We start from the raw sequence: 17,692 nt of genomic DNA on the forward strand, positions 1-17,692 counted from the left end.
ACTTTTTCGGACTGGCGTCACACGCCGGCAACGTTGCCCAGGTTACGGATAACGCCTCATGCTGATCATCATCCATTCGGAAACCAACCAGCACACCATCAACCGCAACCTTGGCCGGTCGGAATACAGCTATTACTTCGTGCTCAAGGAGTATCGGCCTGTGCTGGAACGCCTCGGACGGGTGGTCGAGGTTGCTGATCCGGTCGCTGAAGTCGATGCGTTGTACGCGGACTGCCATGCCCGTGGCGAGCCCTGCCTGTTCCTGTCGTTCTCGCCCCCGCATCGCACCCCGGTGCATCTGGCCTGCCCGACGTTGCCGGTGTTCGCCTGGGAATTCAGCACCATCCCCAACGAACCGTTCAACGGTGATCCGTTGAACGACTGGCGCACCGTGCTCAATGCCTGCGGCGCCGCGATCACTCATTCCAGCTACACGGTCAATGCCGTGCGCGAAGCAATGGACGCCGATTACCCGATCGTCGCCGTGCCTGCACCGGTCTGGGATCGTTTTGCCGCGCGGGGCGTGCAGTTGCAGGGGCAGCCTGTCGTCGATGCCGTGCGGTTGAAAATCAAGGGACTGGTCGTCGACAGCCGCAAGCTCGATCTGAATGCTTTTGGTCCGGTGCGCTTGCGCCGCGGCAAGGGCATTGATTTTCAGGCGCCGGTCACCGAGCAGACGTTATTGCTTGAAGGCGTGGTGTACACCTCGGTGTTCAACCCCCGCGACGGGCGCAAGAACTGGGAAGACATGATCAGTGCCTTCTGTGCGACGTTCCGTGACAACGAAGACGCGACGCTGGTGCTCAAGCTCACCCACCACGATGCCGAAGAAGCCCTCACCGACATCCTTCATCACTTGTACAAGAATCAGTCTTATCGCTGCCGTATCGTGCTGATCTATGGCTACCTGGCAGACGCGGATTACGAGCGTCTGGTGCAGGCGACCCGCTATGTCGTCAACACGTCCTACGGTGAAGGCCAGTGCCTGCCGCTGATGGAATTCATGTCCTGCGGCAAGCCGGCAGTGGCGCCGTGCACGACGGCGATGATCGACTATCTGAGTGCCGATAACGCTTTCCTGATTGCGGCAACGGAGGATTTGACCACCTGGCCACACGATCCACGCTCGGCTTACCGCACGCTGCGCTATGCCACCCAATGGTCTTCGATTTGTGCGGCGTACCGCGCCAGCTATGAGGTGGCCAAAAACGATCCACAGCGCTATGCGTTGATGTCGGCGCAAGCGGTGGAGAGTTTGCGAGGTTTTTGCAGTCAGGCCGTGGCGGAGCAGCGGTTGCAGGTATTTTTTGCGCAACTGTTCGAGCGGCACGCCGAACGGGCCATTGAGGCGACCGGAGCATGATTCGCCGATTGCTTCGGCGTTTGCTCGGCGCACAATCAGCGCCCTCGGTTGAACCTGTTGCCGAGCCGGTGGCTGAGCCGACAACTGAACCGTCACCGCTGTTTACCTGGTCGCCGCGCGATGTCGGCTTCCATGACGCGGTACTCGATGGCTGGTTTCTCAATGACAGCGGCGAATTGCTCAAAGGCTTTGCCATTACGCCGGACGACACCTTGCTCGACGTCGGCTGTGGCGAGGGCGGCGCGACGTTGTTCGCGGTACGCAAGGGGGCCTCGGTGATTTTCACTGACAGCGAACACGACAAAGTGCGTGATCTGGCCCGTCAGGTTGAAGCTCAGAGCTCCCGGCCCGGTCTGGGTCTGGTCAGTAATAGCCTGCCATTGCCTCTGGTTGATGGCTGCGCGAGCAAAGTGGTGTGCCTGGAAGTGATGGAGCACGTCGACGAGCCTGAGCCGTTCATGGCCGAACTGGTGCGCATGGGGCGCCCCGGTGCGTTGTATCTGCTCAGCGTACCGGCACCGGTTGGCGAGCATTTGCAAAAAGGCATTGCCCCCGAAAATTACTACCAGACGCCGAACCATGTGCACATCTTCACCCCGGAGCGCTTTGCAGCAATGGTCGAAGACGCGGGGCTGGTCATCGAGCATCGGCAGGCCAGCGGATTCTTCTGGGTGATGGGCATGATTTTCTTCTGGGCCAGCGAAAAGGCTGCCGGCAAGAATCCGGGGGGGGCGGTGCGCGATCGCATTCATGCGCCGTATCCACCGTTGATGGAAGGCTGGGCCCGAACCTGGGATGAGTTGCTGCAACGACCCGACGGACTCGCGGTCAAGCAAGTGCTCGACCAGTTCATGCCCAAGAGCCAGGTGATCATTGCCCGTAAACCCCTGGATACCGGGTTGCCCGATGAGCGCTGAACGAATGCTGGACATCATGGTGCCGCGCGCCAGTTGCGCCTACCTCTCCGCCCGTAGTCCGACTCGCGCGCTGCGAGGTGGCCGCAACCGTCAGGAATCCTGGCGGATGCTCAGTGAACACAACGATCGCATTATCGAACTGCCCCTGCATTACCGTGGCGTTGCACGGGGCGAACGCCTCGGCACTTGCCGAACCGCCGTCCTATCCTCTGGAGCCACCTCATGCTGAGACTGTTGAAGAAACTCACGGCGACGACGCCTGTTCCAGCCCCGGCAGAGCCTGTCGCGGCGCCCGCCGCGAAGGCCGACTCGTACGCGCTCGGCCTGCACGATGCGGTGCTCAGCGGCTGGTTCAACCAGCAGACCGACGAGCTGTTCAAGGGCTTTGTGGTGTCGGCCGATGACACCGTGCTCGATGTCGGCTGCGGCGATGGCGGCAACGTGCATTTCTGCGGCATGCGCGGGGCGAAGATCATCATTGCCGACATTGATGGCGCCAAGGTCGAAGCCACCCGTCAGCGCCTGAGCGACACTCCGGCGCGCGATATCGAGTGCCACGTGACCGACTGCAACCCGCTGCCGATTGCCGACGCCACTGCCACGCGCGTGGTGTCCACCGAAGTCATCGAACACGTCGACGACCCTGCACAGTTCCTCGCTGAGCTGGTGCGCGTCGGCAAACCGGGCGCGTTGTACCTGTTGAGTGTGCCGCACCCCAGTTCCGAAGACCTGCAAAAGGACATCGCCGCGCCTGAGTACTTCCAGAAACCCAACCATATACGCGTCATCAGCGAAGATCAGTTCAAGGCGATGGTCAACGAGGCCGGGCTGGAAATCATCAGCCACAGCCAGTACGGTTTTTACTGGTCGCTGTGGATGCTGCTGTTCTGGGAAGCCAAGGTCGATTTGAGCGATCCGGATCATCCGCTGCTCAATCACTGGGCCAATACCTGGCAAGCCGTACTGGACTCGCCGCGCGGTTTGCAGATCAAGCAAGCGCTGGATGCGGTGGTGGCGAAAAGTCAGGTCATCATTGCCCGCAAGCCTGTTGCCTGATTAAGGTGGCGGCAACATCGGGTTGTATTTTTGGCGAGGGAACTTGCTCCCTCGCCACAGGATTGTTCACGGCATGCTGTTTTTTGTTCGTCAGCTGACATTAGCGGTCGCTGTATTACTGTTCGCCGGCTGCAAGCCGCAGGCCTCATTGCCGCTCGATCAGCAGCTCTACGTCTGGCAACGCCAGTGGACGTCGGCCCATGACCCTGCATTGCGTGACAGCCGTGCGGACTTCTCGACCTTGCGCGTGCTGGCCTTGCAGGCTTTTCCGAATGCAGGATGGAGCCGGGCGCGTATCGATCCGCAGGTGTTGAAGCGCGATGGTCGGCCATTGATCGCGGTCATGCGTCTCGACGGACAACTCAAGTCGCTGGACCAGGCGCAGGTCACGGCACAGATTCTCCAGGTCATCACTGACTGGCAGGCACAAGGCCTGACCCTGAGCGGCATCGAGGTCGATCACGATGCCGGCAACGCACGGCTGCCGGAGTACGCGCAATTCCTCAAGCATCTGCGCGCTGCGTTGCCGCCCTCTCTGCCATTGAGCATCACTGCGCTGCCCGCCTGGCTCGACAGCGGGCAATTGGCGACGCTGTTGCAAACCGTCGACAGCAGTGTGCTGCAAGTGCACGCAGTGAGCGATCCGCGACGCGGTCTGTTTGATCCCGATCAGGCGCTGCAATGGGCCAGGGCCTGGGCGCGGATCACCGATAAACCGTTCTATCTGGCACTCCCAGCCTACGGCGTGGCATTGCTGCCGGATGAGGGCGGTGCGCCGCTGGTGGAGAGCGAGGTGCCGCTCGAGCGCGGAGGTCAGCGTCGGGAGCTGCTTGCCGATCCCCAGCAACTGAGCCAACTGGGCAACACATTGCGTGAGGATCCTCCGGCCCATCTGGCCGGGCTGATCTGGTTTCGCCTGCCGCTGGCCAACGACCGCCGTGCCTGGAGTCTGACCACGTTGCGCGCCGTTGCCCGAGGCGATGCCTTGAACAGTCAGTTGGGCCTGACGCTCAGCGAAACCGACGGACTCTACGACCTCACACTCGATAACCCCGGTAACCTCGACAGCGCCTGGCCCGCGCGTATCACGGTGAAAGCGCGGGATTGCGAAGGCGCCGATGCGCTGGCCGGTTATGCATTGCAACAAAGCCCGGATCTGCTTACCTTCACCCGCCTGCGCGACGGCCGATTGCCGGCAGGCGCACAACGCGCCATCGGTTGGGCTCGTTGCGCACATATTGATCAAGGAGGTTCGCATGTTGACCCGTAACTGGCCCCGCCATTTGCTCTGCCTGAGTCTCAGCCTGCCGCTGGGTTCGGCGATGGCCTGCGGCCCGGACTTCCCGCTGCGTCTGCTCGACAATCGCGGGCAGACCCTGGCCGATCTGCCGGAGGGCAACTTCAACTTCGAGATCAGCCGCCTTGGCAAAACCATCGCCGGGCTGAAAAACGCCACGGCCGCGACGCGTAATCCCGATGATCTGTACGGCGATGAGAGCGCAGCTGCTGCGGCGCGGGAGACCGCCGAACAGGCCGGTCTGAGCGCCGAACAGCAAGCGCTGGTCAAACAGTTGCGTGGCTTGAGTGATGCGCGTCAGGCCGAGGCGCAGGGCGCCAGTCTGCCGCCGGAAATCCGTTTGTATGTGGCTGGCGCCGTGGCATTTGCCACGGGCAATCATCCATTGGCGGTCGAGTACTTCAACAAGCTGCTGGCGCTGCCGGCCGATCAACGTCCGTTGCGCAGCACCTGGGCTGCGTACTCGTTGGGGCGTACCTGGTTTGCCATGAGCACCGAGGCGGGGGATGCGCCAGAGGCGCTGGAACAATCGCGCGATGCCTTCCGCCAGGCCCGGCAACTGAGCATCGACGGCTTCAGCGACCCGCTGGAACTGGGGGTCGCCAGCCTCGGCGAAGAGGCGCGCGTGTTGCGCACCGCCGGCGACTGGAGTGGCGCGATCGAACTGTATGAAGCGCAAAACCTGCACGGCTCGGCCGTCGGGTATACCTCTCTGAAGCAATTGATGAATGAGCTGGCCGAGCTGCCCGAGGCTGAACTGGCGGATTTGCTCCAGCGCAAAGCCGTGCAGCAATTGGTCACGGCTTCTCTGGTCAGCCGTCTTGGCTGGTCGTTTGGCGATGAACCGCCGAACGAGAAAAAACTCGTGAAGCTGCTGCAGGACAGTACCCGAGGCAGCCTGGAAAATGCCGATCGGCTGGCAGCGATGAGTTATCAACAGGGCGATTACGCCAGCGCCAAGGCCTTTCTTGAAAATGCCGGGGACGGCGGTCTGGCGTGGTGGTTACGGGCCAAACTGGCGGTGCGTGACGGTGATAAGACTGGCGCTGCCGCCGCTTATGCGAAAGCCGCGCAAGCCTTCCCGCAGACCGAAGACTGGGGCTATCGACGCACGCCAGACTGGGCGTTTGAAACCGTTCAGCCGAAATGCCGGGTCGAGGGCGAAAGCGCGATTCTCGCCTTGCAGCGTGGCGAATACCTGCAAGCCTTCGTGCAGTTGTATCGCAGCAACAGCACCTATTGGTTTGACGCTGCGACCGTGGCCGAACGTGTGCTGACGGTGGAGGAGTTAAAGCGGTACGTGGATGAAAACGTGCCGGCCCCAGCGGCGCGAACCCAGCAGGAACGCGACAACTACGTGCCGCTGCCGGTCGCCGCCAGCCTGCGCAATCTGCTTGGCCGACGCTTGTTGCGTGAAGGGCATTACGCCGACGCGGTGGCTTATTTCGACAACCCCGATCTGCAGAACAAGGCCCGTCTCTACGGTGAGCAACGGCTGAAGGCCGATGCCGCGTGGTGGCCGACCAAACGCGCCAGTGCGTTGTACAACGCGGCGTGGACCGCCCGTGAGTGGGGCATGGACATCCTCGGATACGAGATGGCGCCGGACTACGCCACGTTCGGGGGCAATTACAGCCTGGAATCCGTCGAGCTGAACGTCGGCCCGCTGGTGTCCGAAGCCGAAGTGCAGCGCCAGAAGGCCAGCGAAGCGCAACCGGATCAGCGTTATCACTACCGGTTTTTCGCCACCGCGCTGGCCAGTCGCGCCGCCGACAACCTGCCGCACACCAGTCAGGCGTTTGCCGCCGTGTTGTGCTCGGCCGCAGGCTGGAACAGCAGCCTGGAAGAGCAGAGCGCGTTATATCAGCGCTACGTGAAGGAAGGTCCGTACGTGCCCTGGGCGGTGGATTTTGGCCATCAGTGCCCGTATCCGGATTTCGAAAACGCCGACAAACGTTACGTCACCCAGGTCACCGATGCTGTGCGCACAACGCTGCGACCCTACAAATGGCCAGTGATCGGTGTCCTCGGGCTGGGCAGCGCCGCCGCGTTGTTGTTGATCAGCCGTCGCCGTCGCAAGACGCCCGACGTCTAAGCCTGTTGCACAAACGTCAGGCGCACCGCGAAGCCGATCAACAGGCTGCCGAACAGCCACTGTTGAACGCGTTGCGCCATCGGGCTGTGTTGCAGCCAGCGGCCCAGGGCGGCGCCGGTCAGGGCATAAGCACTGTCGAACAGCAGGCCGATGCCGACCAGCAGGGCGCCGAGCACGGCGAATTGGGTCAGCACCGGTGCGCCTTCGGCGACGATGAATTGCGGCAACAGCACTGAGCAGAACAGCAACGCTTTCGGGTTGAGCAGGTTGGTCAGCACACCGCGCCGGATCGCTTCACGCCATTGCCCGGGCATCCCGGCAACGTCGCCGGTATTCAGGTTCGGCACCAGCGTGCTGCGCAGGCACTGGATACCGATCCACAGCAGATACGCCGCGCCGGCCAGCCGTACCACTTCGAATGTCCACGGCGCGGCCTTGAACAGCGCCGCCAGCCCCAACGCCGCCAATGCCACGTGACAACCGCGGGCAATTGCCAGGCCTGTCGCTGTCGCCAGTGCCGCCCCGCGACCCTGCCGAGCCCCGGTTTGCAGCAGCAGGATCATGTCCGGGCCGGGCAGCAGATAGACCACCGCCAAAGCCAGAAAAAACAGCCAGAGACTCGCCACCTCACACCCCTTTCGTTGTCGATTCGGTGAGCCAAGTCTAGAGCGCAAGGGCGGGGCAGGTGCTTGCGAAGTCCGCTTCAAAAGCCTGCAGGTTTGGCATAACCTGCTGGTTTTCAGCGGCTTTCCTCTCGGAATCTGCCAAATATGAAACTGGACGCCTTTGATCGCAAGATTCTCGCCGCCCTGCAACGTAACGGACGCCTGAGCAACGTCGAGCTGGCCGACGAAATCGGCCTGTCGGCATCGCCTTGTCTGCGTCGGGTGCGGATGCTGGAGGAGGCCGGCGTGATTCGCGGTTACCAGGCCAATCTGGATCGCGATGAAGTGGGGCTGGGTCTGACGGTGTTTGTCGGGGTCAAGGTCGAGCGGCACAACGACGCACAGGCCGAGGCTTTTTATGAAGCGGTCACCGCGTTACCAGAAGTCATTTCCGCGTTTCTCGTTTCCGGTGAATCGGATTTTCTCTTGCAGGTGGTGGTGCCGGATCTGCGCGCGTATGACCGCTTTCTCAGCGGGTGTCTGTTGAAGTTGCCGGGGGTGAGCGACATTCGCAGCAACTTTGCGATTCACACGGTGAAGACGCCGGGGGCGTTGCCGTTGGGGCATCTTCCGGATTGAGGCTGGCCTTCATTGCCAGCCGGCTCGCTCCCAGATTGGAACGCGGTCAAAGGTGGGAGCCAGCCTGCCGGCGATAACGGTTTCTCTGCCTTGATTACATCTGCGTCGCCATCCCCTCGACATTCATCGCTGCCTGGCGCAACGCTTCGGAGCGCGTCGGGTGCGGATGACACGTCAGCGCAATGTCCTGCGCCGAAGCGCTGAACTCCATTGCCACACAGAATTCGCCGATCATTTCGCTCACGCTCGGGCCGACCAGATGCACCCCGAGAACTTCGTCCGTGCGTTCGTCAGCGAGGACTTTGGCAAAGCCTTCAGTCTCGTGGTTGATCTTCGCCCGGCTGTTGGCGGTAAACGGAAACTTGCCGACTTTGTAAGCGCGACCTTCGGCCTTGAGCTGCTCTTCGGTCTTGCCGACGCTGGCCAGTTCCGGTTTGGTGTAGATCACGTTGGGGATCAGGTCGTAGTTGACCTCGCCGGCCTTGCCGTGGATCTGCTCGACGCAGGCCATCGCTTCATCTTCGGCCTTGTGCGCAAGCATCGGCCCCGACGTGACGTCGCCGATCACCCACACGCCGGGCGCTTCGGTGCGGTGTTGCCTGTTGGCGAGCATGCCGCGTTTATCGGTGCTCAGCCCCACGTTTTCCAGACCCAGGCCCTGGGTGTACGGACGACGCCCGATGGCCACCAGCACGTAGTCGGCTTCCAGCAACTCAGCGCTGCCGCCGGCCGCCGGCTCGACGCTGAGCTGCACACCGCTGGCTGACGAGGTAGCGCTAGTGACTTTCGAACTCAACTTGAAGGCGATCCCTTGTTTGCTCAGCGAACGCTGCAGGGTTTTGCCGGCCTCGGCATCGACTCCGGGGCAGATGCGATCGAGGTATTCGACCACGGTGACCTGCGCGCCCAGACGCCGCCACACCGACCCCAGTTCGAGGCCGATGACCCCGGCGCCGATCACCACCAGATGGTTGGGTACTTCGCTCAGCGACAGGGCGCCGGTGGAATCCAGAATGCGTTGGTTGTCGATCTCCACGCCGGGCAGGGGAGTGGGCTCGGAGCCGGTGGCGATGATGATGTCCTTGGCGGTCAGTTCGACCTTGCTGCCCTGATCGTTGGTTACGCTGACTTTGCCCGGGCCGTCGATATGGCCCCAGCCCTTGATCCAGTCGACCTTGTTTTTGCGAAAGAGGAACTCGATGCCTTTGGTCAGGCCGCTCACGCTTTCGTCTTTCTGCTTCATCATCTGCGCCAGATTCAGCGTGGGTCTGACCTCGATGCCGAGGTTGGCGAATTCCGCACCCATCGCTGCGTCATACAGCTCCGAGGCGTGCAGCAGCGCTTTGGAAGGCATGCAGCCGACATTCAGGCAGGTGCCGCCCAAGGTCGCGCGACCTTCGACGCAAGCGGCTTTGAGACCCAACTGGCCAGCGCGGATCGCCGCGTTATAACCACCGGGGCCGCCGCCCAGAATCACTACGTCATAGTTGCTCATGCGCTTGCTCCTGCTTGATGGATGCGGATGCTAAAAGTAGTCGGCGAAGAAAATTACGAACGTAATATGTGCGTTTATGGACATTTCGGTCAAGGCTTCAGGCAAGCGACAGGTTGGAAATCTTTAGATAAATGCAATTGTGTACGAATATTTCACGATTATCGTTATATCGTAACGATATGCGCAGTGAACCAATGATTTCGGGGTGTTATGCAAGTCGATCTGGAAGTTGAAGGCACGCCAGTGACCGGATTGCCGCGCTTTCAGCAGGCGGCGATGCAAGGTCGGCGATTACGGCGCTGGGCCATCGGCCTTGGCGGCTTGGCCGGGGCCGGGTGGGTGTTGGCGTTTTTTGTCGGGTTGTTCGCGCCGCAGTCGTTGTGGCTGCCGCTGTTGGTCAACCAGAGTGCGGCGTTGCTGGTGCTGGTCGCTGGTTTGCAATCGGCGTGGTGGGTGGCGCGATGGCGTGAGCGGGTGATGACGCCTCTGGCGTCGAATCCTCCAACAATGGAAGAACCGTCTGCTGCGCAGGGATGGTACGAGCAGCTGTTGGAACGCGTGAGTCAGCGCAGTCTGCATTGGCTTGGCCAGATCGGTGCGGCGACGTTGTGGCTGGGTGGCTGGGCGATGCTGGTGTTGCTTGGCATCGAGCAGGCATGGAACCTCGCGCTACCGGCTGCGGCGGTGGGTTTGTCTGCCACCGTTGGCGCGGTGATGGCGTTGTTGCTGGCCTTCGCCTTGCTGGTACTGGAGCGGCACCTGGCACAAGAGAGTCCGGCGCAATGGCCAGAAGCGGGCGCGCTGGCGCAACTGACGCGGGTGGTGATTATCACTCTGGTGCTGGGCGCACTGTGTTTACTGTTCGCCAGCGAGAGTGCCGTGTGGCCGGTTCGCGTGGCCGTACTGACTGGAATCTTGCCGGGACTGGTCGCGATCGAGCTGTTATTGCGCGCCGTATTGTCACTATTCAGTCCTCGTCGCGAGCAACTCGAGCCGACCCTGCTGGCGCGCACTTTTAGCGCCGATCTGCTGCGTTGGCCGCCGCAACCGTTACTCGCGTTGCAGCACGAGTTGCACAACCGTTTCGGCATCGATCTGCGCCAGATCTGGGCGTTCAGCTACATGCGCCGCGCATTTCTGCCTGTGCTGGCGCTGGTTGTGGGACTCGGCTGGCTGCTGACCGGCATTCATGAAATTCCGTTGCAAGGTCGTGGGATCTACGAGCGTTTCGGCAAACCGGTGCAGGTGTTCGCTCCCGGTTTGCACGTTGGTTTGCCGTGGCCGCTGGGACGGGTGCTGAACGTGGAAAACGGCGTAGTCCACGAACTGGCGACCAGCGTCGGCGAAAACCCGGCGCCGGTTCAGCCCGATCCTGCCGAAGGCCCGGCCCCCCTGACGGCCAATCGTCTGTGGGACGCCAGTCACGTCAACGACAAGTCTCAGGTGATTGCCAGCAGCCGCGGCGAGCAGCAGAGCTTCCAGATCGTCAACATGGACGTGCGGTTTGTCTATCGCATTGGCCTGAGTGACCAGGCGGCATTGGCGGCGACCTATAACAGTGCCGATGTCCCGACGTTGATCCGCAGCACGGCCAGCCGGATTCTGGTGCACGATTTCGCTTCGCGCACGCTCGACGGTTTGCTCGGTACCGATCGGGTAGGGCTGGGCGATCAGATTGGACGCGCGGTGCAAAACGATCTGCAAAAGCTCGACAGCGGGGTGGAGATTCTTGCCACGGTGGTTGAAGCCATTCATCCGCCGGCCGGTGCGGCCAACGCGTATCACAGCGTGCAAGCAGCGCAGATTGGCGCGCAGGCGTTAATCGCCCGTGAGCGGGGAGCGGCGGCTGAGGCGAGTAATCAGGCGCAGTTGCAGGCCAGCCTCGCCCGCGACCAGGCCAGCGCCAATGCGCGCGAAATCAACGCTTCGGCGCAGGCCGCGGAGCTGAAATTCACTGCCGAGCAAAAAGCCTACGCCAGCGCCGGCCAGGCGTTCGTGCTGGAGCAATACCTCAGTCAGCTCAGCCAAGGCTTGAGCAAAGCCAAATTGCTGGTGCTCGACCATCGTCTGGGTGGCAGCAGCAATGCGCCGACCATCGACTTGCGTACGTTTACGCTGCCGGCTGATCCATCGCCCGCGCGCACCACCGCTCAACCAGGAGTTGCCCATTGAGCCAGTCGCACACTCACGATCACCATGACCACGGCGGCCACGATCACGGCCACGGCGGGCATCACCATCATCATGGCCATCACCATCACGGTGCGCCGGAAGAAGCGGGGCCGTTCCCCTGGCGACGCATGGCTTGGGCGGCATTGCTGGTGGCGTTTGCCATCGCGGCGGCGAGTCTGGTGCAAGTTCGCTCGGGCGAGGCCACGGTCATCACCCGGTTCGGCAATCCGTCGCGTGTGCTGCTCGATCCGGGTTTGAGCTGGCGTTGGCCGGCGCCGTTTGAAGCGGCGATCCCGGTGGACCTGCGTCTGCGCACCACCTCCAGCGGCTTGCAGGATGTCGGCACGCGCGACGGTTTGCGCATCATCGTTCAGGCTTACGTGGCGTGGCAGGTGCAGGGCGATCCGGACAATGTGCAACGTTTCATGCGCGCTGTGCAGAACCAGCCGGATGAAGCGGCACGGCAGATTCGCACGTTCGTGGGCTCGGCGCTGGAAACCACCGCCAGCAGTTTTGACCTGGCGAACCTGGTCAACACCGACGCCAGTCAGGTGCATATCGCTGATTTCGAGGCGCAACTGCGTCAGCAGATCGATCAGCAATTGCTCGCCACTTATGGTGTGCGCGTGGTGCAGGTGGGCATCGAGCGCTTGACCTTGCCGTCGGTGACGCTTACCGCCACGGTGGATCGCATGCGCGCCGAGCGTGAAACCATTGCCACTGAACGCACCGCGATCGGCAAACGCGAAGCGGCGCAAATCCGTTCTGCGGCCGAACGCGATGCGCGCATCGTGCAGGCGGACGCCACGGTAAAAGCCGCTGATATCGAAGCGCAATCGCGGGTTGAAGCTGCACAAATCTATGGCCGCGCCTATGCCGGGTCGCCGCAGCTGTATAACTTGCTGCGCTCGCTGGACACCCTTGGCACCATTGTTTCACCGGACACCAAACTGATTCTGCGCACCGACGCCGCCCCCTTCCGCGTATTGGTTGACGGCCCGCCCAGCGTCGACAGCAAATCCGGATCGCAGCCATGAGTGAAGAAGTTCCACGTGGAACACATGCGCTGAACAGTCCGTGGATTCAGGCAGGACGCTTGGCGTTTTTCGCCCTGTATGCGGTGACATTGCTGGCCGCGCTGGCCTGGGCATTTTCCAATGTGCGGCAAATCGATCCGCAGAATCGCGCGGTGGTTTTGCATTTCGGTGCGCTGGATCGCATTCAGAATGCCGGTCTGTTGTTGGCCTGGCCGCAGCCATTTGAACAAGTGGTTTTGCTGCCGGCAGCGGACCGGGTGATCGAACGCCGGATTGGCAACCTGCTGCGCAGCGCTGAGGCGGTGAAGGCAGATCGAGTCGCCTCGTTTGCGGTGCCGATCAGTGATGCGCTCGCCGGATCCGGATACCTGTTGACCGGTGATGCTGGTGTCGTGCAACTGGATGTGCGGGTTTTTTATAAGGTCACCGACCCCTATGACTTCGTGCTTCAGGGCGAACATGTGCTTCCGGCACTGGATCGCCTAGTCACGCGCAGTGCCGTGGCACTCACCGCCGCACGGGATCTGGACACCATTCTGGTCGCTCGTCCGGAGTTGATCGGCGCCGACAACCAGGCCGCCGAACGTCGCGAACGACTGCGCGGCGATCTGGTGCAAGGCATCAACAAACGCCTGGCCGAGCTTAAGGCGGGTGGGCAGGGCATCGGTATCGAGGTGGCGCGGGTCGATGTGCAATCGAGTCTGCCCGATCCGGCGGTCAGTGCCTTCAATGCGGTGTTGACCGCCAGTCAGCAGGCCGACAAGGCTGTGGCGAATGCACGTACTGATGCGGAAAAACTCACTCAGGCGGCCAATGAGCAGGCCGACCGCGCGCTGCAAGTTGCACACGCTCAAGCCGGCGAGCGACTCGCCAAAGCCTCCGCCGATACCGCCACCGTATCGAGTCTGGCCAAAGCCCAACAGCAGGGCACTGACCCGCAGATGCTGTTGCGTCTGTATCGCGAACGCATGCCGAAAATTCTCGGTCAGGCTGGATCCGTGACCACGGTCGATCCGAAGGACGATTCCCGTCTGATCATTCAGGGAGCCGCAAAATGACCGCGACTACCGCTGCACCGAGCCTGTTGTCCTCGGCTGAACAACGCCGCGCCGCGCGGCAATTGACCTTGGCAATGCTCGCCTTGGGGCTGCTCGGCCTCGGTTTGATCTGGCGCTGGGTGAGCCCTGAGCAAACCGGCGTCAGCCAGTTGCTGCTCGGTTTCGCTTCTTTATTGGTTGCCGTGCCGGTGATGCGCTCGGCGTGGTTCAGCCTGCGTTACCCGAGTCTGCACGGCATCACCGATCAATTGATTGCCCTGGCGATGCTCGGCGCCTGGGCGACGGGTGATCTGCTGACCGCAGCATTGCTGCCGATCATCATGATCTTCGGTCATGTGTTGGAGGAGCGCAGTGTCATCGGTTCCCAGGAAGCGATTCATGCGCTTGGCCAGTTGACCCGCAGCCACGCCCGCAAGGTTCAGGCCGACGGTACGATCATCGAAGTCGACAACGGCTCGCTCACATCCGGTGACACGGTCGAAGTGCGTGCCGGTGACCGTGTACCGGCAGACGGGCGGGTGTTGTCCGGCCAGGCCAGTCTCGACACAGCGTCGATTACCGGTGAGTCGGTGCCGGTAGAAGCGGGCGTCGGCATGACGGTGTTTGGTGGTGCAATCAACCTCGACGGTCTGCTGCGCATCGAAGTGACGCGCACCGGCGGTGAATCGACCCTCGGCAAAGTCATCGCGCTGATGCAAAACGCCGAGCGTTCGAAACCCCCGATCACCCGTTTGCTGGAGCGTTATGCCGGCAGCTACATGGTGCTGGTGTTGTTGTTGGCAGCGGTGACCTGGTTCATCACGCACAACGCGCAAGCGATGCTCGCGGTGCTGGTGGCGGCGTGTCCCTGTGCCCTGGTGTTGTCGGCGCCGGCCACGGCGATTGCCGGTGTGGCGGTGGCGGCACGCCACGGGATTCTGATCCGCAGTTCGGCGTTCCTCGAAGAGTTGGCCGATCTGACGTCGCTGGTGGTCGACAAGACCGGCACGCTGACATACGGCACGTTGCGCTTGCAGTCGATCGACAAGCCGCGTGCCGACGCATCCATCGTTATGGCGTTGGCCGCAAGCCTCGGCGCGGCGAGCAGTCATCCGGTCAGTCGCGCGCTCGCCGGGCTGGTCAGCCAAGAGCAATGCCTGACGCTGACGGATATCCACGAACGCCAGGGCCTCGGTGTGGTGGCGATGACCGCGCAGGGCAAAGCGGCACTCGGCCGTCCGGAGTTGTTTGCTCAACTGGGCATCACCACCACGGCCATTCCCGAGCACGATGGCCCGATCGCGGGCCTGGCCTTGAACGGTGAATTCCTCGCCTGGTTGCTGCTGGCCGATAGCGTCAAACCGGAAGCGCGCTTTGCCCTCGGTGAATTGCGCGACTTGGGTCTGGGCCGGCAACTGTTGTTGACGGGTGACCGGCAAAGCGTCGCCCACGCCCTGGCCAGGGAGGTGGGCCTGCACGAGGTTGAAGCGCAGGCGTTGCCCGAAGACAAGCTCAATTGCGTGCTCAAGGAGATCGACAACGGTTTCCGGCCGATGGTGGTTGGCGACGGTATCAACGATTCGCTGGCCCTCAAGGCGGGCGTGGTGGGCGTTGCGATGGGGGCGGGTGGTGCCGATATCGTATTGGCCTCGGCGGATATTGTGCTGATCGGCAGCGACCTGCGTCGACTGGGGACTTGCGTGCGCCTGAGTCGGCAGTGCCGGCGAACCCTGCAAGTGAATGTGATCATCGGTCTGGGCTGGACGCTGGCCATCGTCGTGTTCGCTGCATTCGGCTGGCTGGGCGCCGCCGGAGCGATGATTGCCGCGCTGCTGCATAACCTCAGCACATTGCTGGTGCTGGGCAATGCCGGTCGTTTGTTGCGCTTTCAGGAGCCGCTGCTCAAGCTCAAGGAAGATGCCTGAAATTATTTTTTTCAGCCTCTGTAACGCCACAAGGGTAGGCCCTCTCTAGTGCTATGTCGGGACTGAACAACCTTCCAGCCGACAACCCCTGACGATGACCGAGGATAAAAAAATGACTATCAAGACCGCTGCTGCCGGTGCCGCTCTCGCTCTGGCTGCTGCCACAATGTTTGCCGGTGTGGCGACCAATGCGATGGCTGCCGATGCCAACGTTCACTGTTACGGTGTGAATGCCTGCAAAGGCCAGAATGACTGCAAAACCAAAGACCACGCTTGCAAAGGCATGGGCTCCTGCAAGGGCCAGGGCTTCAAGGCCATGACCCAGGCGGCGTGCGAAAAGGCCGGTGGCAAGGTCGGCGAATAACCTCACCGCCAAGTGTCGCCGCAGTGGTTAACGCCACTGCGGCCACTACCAACAGGAGTTCGCCCATGTCCGCCTCTCTTCCCTGTCTCGGTTATGGCCTGGGCTTGCGCAGCGCCTATTATCAACAGATCCTCGAACAGGCCCCTGACGTCGACTGGTTCGAAGTGATCTCGGAAAATTTCATGGTGCCGGGCGGTAAGGCCCTGTACTACCTGGACGCCATCGCCGAGCGTTATCCGCTGGTCATGCATGGCGTCTCCCTGTCCATCGGCGGGCCGCACGCCCTCGATCGCGACTACTTGATACACCTCAAACAACTGGCCGAACGGGTCAAACCGGCGTGGATCTCCGACCATTTGTGCTGGAGCCGTGGCAACGCCCATCAACTGCATGACCTGTTGCCGTTGCCGTACACCGAAGAAAGTCTGGAATACATTGCCGGGCGCGTCGCGCAGGTGCAGGACGTTCTGCAGCGTCCACTGGTACTGGAGAACGTCTCCAGTTACGTGCGTGCCGCTTCCGATGATTTCACCGAATGGGAATTTCTCGCCGCCCTGAGCCGGGTGAGCGGCTGCGAATTGCTGCTGGACGTCAACAATGTCTACGTCAGTTCACGCAATCACGGCTTTGATCCGTGGACCTTCATTCAGCAGTTGCCGGCCGACAAGATACGTCAGCTGCATCTGGCGGGGCACAGCGATTATGGCGACTACGTGATCGACACCCACGATCATCCGGTCAGCGATCCGGTCTGGGCGCTGTATCAACGTACGCTGCAACACCTCGGCCCGGTGGCCACCCTGCTGGAACGCGACGATCACTTTCCGCCGTTCGACGAACTGCTTGATGAATTGCACAAGGCTCGTGAATTGGCGGCAATGGTCCTGCAGGGGAGCACGCAATGCGCCTGAATGACTGGCAGTTGGCGTTCGAAGCATTTCTGCTGGATGAGGCCGTCGCCGATCCGGCACTGGTCGACTCGCTTGTCGGCGGCCCGACGCTGGATGTCGATACCGGTCTGGCGATTTACCACAACGCTTACCGAGCGCGACTGCTTGAGGTGCTGCGCAGCGACTTCCCGACGATCTGGCACTGGCTGGGCGACGAGGAATTCGACCTGCTGGCCAGCGCCTACCTGCGCCAACATCCTTCGACACATTACAGCCTGCGCTGGCTGGGCAAAGGCTTCGAAGGGTTCATCCGCGAACATCTGGTGCTGGCACAGAGTGCGCCGTTGGCTGAATTGGCAGCGCTTGAGTGGGCCTTTACGCTGGCCTTTGATGCGCCCGCAGGCGCGCCGTCAAGCATCGAGACAATGGTGACGCTGGCACCTGAAGAATGGCCTGGGCTGCGATTCAAACCGACCCCTTCGTTGCAATGGTTTGAGTGTCGGTTCAACAGCCTTGCGCAATGGCGTGCGGTGAAGGAGCAAAGCGCTTTCCCTGCCAGCGTCAGCCTTGCGACGCCTCAGATCTGCCTGATCTGGCGAAAGGGTCTGGTCAGTCATTACCGCAGCCTGCCATCTGCCGAAGGCGAAGCGCTGAACGGGGTGCTGAACGAGAACTGGAGCTTCTCTGAACTGTGCGCACAGTCAGCAGTCACTTATGGTGAGGGCGCGCCACTTCAAGCCGTCACCTGGTTGAAACAGTGGCTACAGGATGGCTTGCTGGAGCGTCTGCAATCATAGTTT

The 17,692-nt window shown here is 61.8% G+C and carries 16 protein-coding genes; 14 read left to right on the forward strand and 2 right to left on the reverse strand.

The window, feature by feature from the left end; translation table 11 throughout:
• The first annotated feature begins 58 nt into the window (after positions 1-58).
• From PseuLF5_RS12750 to PseuLF5_RS12775, 6 genes are all read left to right on the forward strand, one after another.
• Positions 59-1,363 carry a glycosyltransferase gene (locus PseuLF5_RS12750; RefSeq protein ID WP_340133680.1) on the forward strand — a complete coding sequence of 435 codons (1,305 nt, stop codon included), beginning with the start codon at positions 59-61 and terminating at the stop codon, positions 1,361-1,363.
• Positions 1,360-2,280, forward strand: a complete 921-nt coding sequence (locus PseuLF5_RS12755; RefSeq protein ID WP_340133681.1) for a class I SAM-dependent methyltransferase — start codon at positions 1,360-1,362, stop codon at positions 2,278-2,280. Before PseuLF5_RS12750 ends, PseuLF5_RS12755 begins: the two co-directional genes overlap by 4 nt.
• On the forward strand, positions 2,270-2,509 hold the full coding sequence (locus PseuLF5_RS12760; protein WP_336347606.1) for a hypothetical protein: 240 nt from the start codon (positions 2,270-2,272) through the stop codon (positions 2,507-2,509). Before PseuLF5_RS12755 ends, PseuLF5_RS12760 begins: the two co-directional genes overlap by 11 nt.
• Positions 2,503-3,336, forward strand: coding sequence for a class I SAM-dependent methyltransferase (locus PseuLF5_RS12765; RefSeq protein WP_123470059.1), 834 nt, complete (start codon positions 2,503-2,505; stop codon positions 3,334-3,336). Before PseuLF5_RS12760 ends, PseuLF5_RS12765 begins: the two co-directional genes overlap by 7 nt.
• A 73-nt stretch (positions 3,337-3,409) precedes the next feature.
• Positions 3,410-4,606: a DUF3142 domain-containing protein gene (locus PseuLF5_RS12770; protein WP_340133683.1), complete on the forward strand. Its 1,197-nt coding sequence runs from the start codon at positions 3,410-3,412 to the stop codon at positions 4,604-4,606.
• The gene (locus tag PseuLF5_RS12775) at positions 4,593-6,728 is read left to right on the forward strand and encodes a hypothetical protein (protein WP_340133684.1); all 2,136 of its coding nucleotides are present in this window, start codon (positions 4,593-4,595) and stop codon (positions 6,726-6,728) included. The genes PseuLF5_RS12770 and PseuLF5_RS12775 overlap by 14 nt, the downstream gene beginning before the upstream one ends.
• Here the strand turns inward: PseuLF5_RS12775 and PseuLF5_RS12780 are convergent.
• The gene (locus PseuLF5_RS12780; protein WP_123470054.1) at positions 6,725-7,354 is read right to left on the reverse strand and encodes a LysE family translocator; all 630 of its coding nucleotides are present in this window, start codon (positions 7,352-7,354) and stop codon (positions 6,725-6,727) included. The two genes, PseuLF5_RS12775 and PseuLF5_RS12780, sit on opposite strands and share 4 nt — an antisense overlap.
• Positions 7,355-7,498: 144 nt before the next feature.
• On the opposite strand from PseuLF5_RS12780, the gene PseuLF5_RS12785 reads away from it, so the two are divergent.
• The gene (locus tag PseuLF5_RS12785) at positions 7,499-7,972 is read left to right on the forward strand and encodes an Lrp/AsnC family transcriptional regulator (protein WP_123470052.1); all 474 of its coding nucleotides are present in this window, start codon (positions 7,499-7,501) and stop codon (positions 7,970-7,972) included.
• 94 nt (positions 7,973-8,066) lie between these two features.
• On the opposite strand, the gene lpdA is transcribed toward PseuLF5_RS12785, so the two are convergent.
• Positions 8,067-9,467, reverse strand: coding sequence for a dihydrolipoyl dehydrogenase (gene lpdA, locus PseuLF5_RS12790; protein WP_222834003.1), 1,401 nt, complete (start codon positions 9,465-9,467; stop codon positions 8,067-8,069).
• 210 nt (positions 9,468-9,677) lie between these two features.
• Here lpdA and hflK (PseuLF5_RS12795) point away from each other — a divergent pair, with 210 nt between their 5' ends.
• The 7 genes from hflK (PseuLF5_RS12795) to PseuLF5_RS12825 all read left to right on the forward strand — a co-directional run bounded on the left by hflK (PseuLF5_RS12795) (position 9,678) and on the right by PseuLF5_RS12825 (position 17,689).
• Positions 9,678-11,639 carry a protease modulator HflK gene (hflK, locus tag PseuLF5_RS12795; RefSeq protein ID WP_340133687.1) on the forward strand — a complete coding sequence of 654 codons (1,962 nt, stop codon included), beginning with the start codon at positions 9,678-9,680 and terminating at the stop codon, positions 11,637-11,639.
• Complete coding sequence (gene hflC / locus PseuLF5_RS12800; protein ID WP_123470046.1) at positions 11,636-12,676, forward strand: protease modulator HflC; 1,041 nt, start codon at positions 11,636-11,638, stop codon at positions 12,674-12,676. Before hflK (PseuLF5_RS12795) ends, hflC begins: the two co-directional genes overlap by 4 nt.
• Positions 12,673-13,734: a protease modulator HflK gene (hflK, locus tag PseuLF5_RS12805; RefSeq protein WP_186743815.1), complete on the forward strand. Its 1,062-nt coding sequence runs from the start codon at positions 12,673-12,675 to the stop codon at positions 13,732-13,734. The genes hflC and hflK (PseuLF5_RS12805) overlap by 4 nt, the downstream gene beginning before the upstream one ends.
• Positions 13,731-15,638 carry a heavy metal translocating P-type ATPase gene (locus PseuLF5_RS12810; RefSeq protein WP_340133689.1) on the forward strand — a complete coding sequence of 636 codons (1,908 nt, stop codon included), beginning with the start codon at positions 13,731-13,733 and terminating at the stop codon, positions 15,636-15,638. Before hflK (PseuLF5_RS12805) ends, PseuLF5_RS12810 begins: the two co-directional genes overlap by 4 nt.
• Before the next feature lie 112 nt (positions 15,639-15,750).
• Positions 15,751-16,002, forward strand: coding sequence for a BufA2 family periplasmic bufferin-type metallophore (gene bufA2 / locus PseuLF5_RS12815; protein WP_123470041.1), 252 nt, complete (start codon positions 15,751-15,753; stop codon positions 16,000-16,002).
• A gap of 65 nt (positions 16,003-16,067) precedes the next feature.
• Positions 16,068-16,913 carry an MNIO family bufferin maturase gene (gene bufB, locus PseuLF5_RS12820; protein WP_123470040.1) on the forward strand — a complete coding sequence of 282 codons (846 nt, stop codon included), beginning with the start codon at positions 16,068-16,070 and terminating at the stop codon, positions 16,911-16,913.
• Positions 16,904-17,689, forward strand: a complete 786-nt coding sequence (locus PseuLF5_RS12825) for a DNA-binding domain-containing protein (protein ID WP_340133690.1) — start codon at positions 16,904-16,906, stop codon at positions 17,687-17,689. Before bufB ends, PseuLF5_RS12825 begins: the two co-directional genes overlap by 10 nt.
• The last annotated feature ends 3 nt before the right edge of the window (positions 17,690-17,692 follow it).

The organism is Pseudomonas sp. LF-5 (assembly GCF_037626295.1).
Taxonomy (GTDB): Bacteria; Pseudomonadota; Gammaproteobacteria; order Pseudomonadales; family Pseudomonadaceae; genus Aquipseudomonas; species Aquipseudomonas monsensis.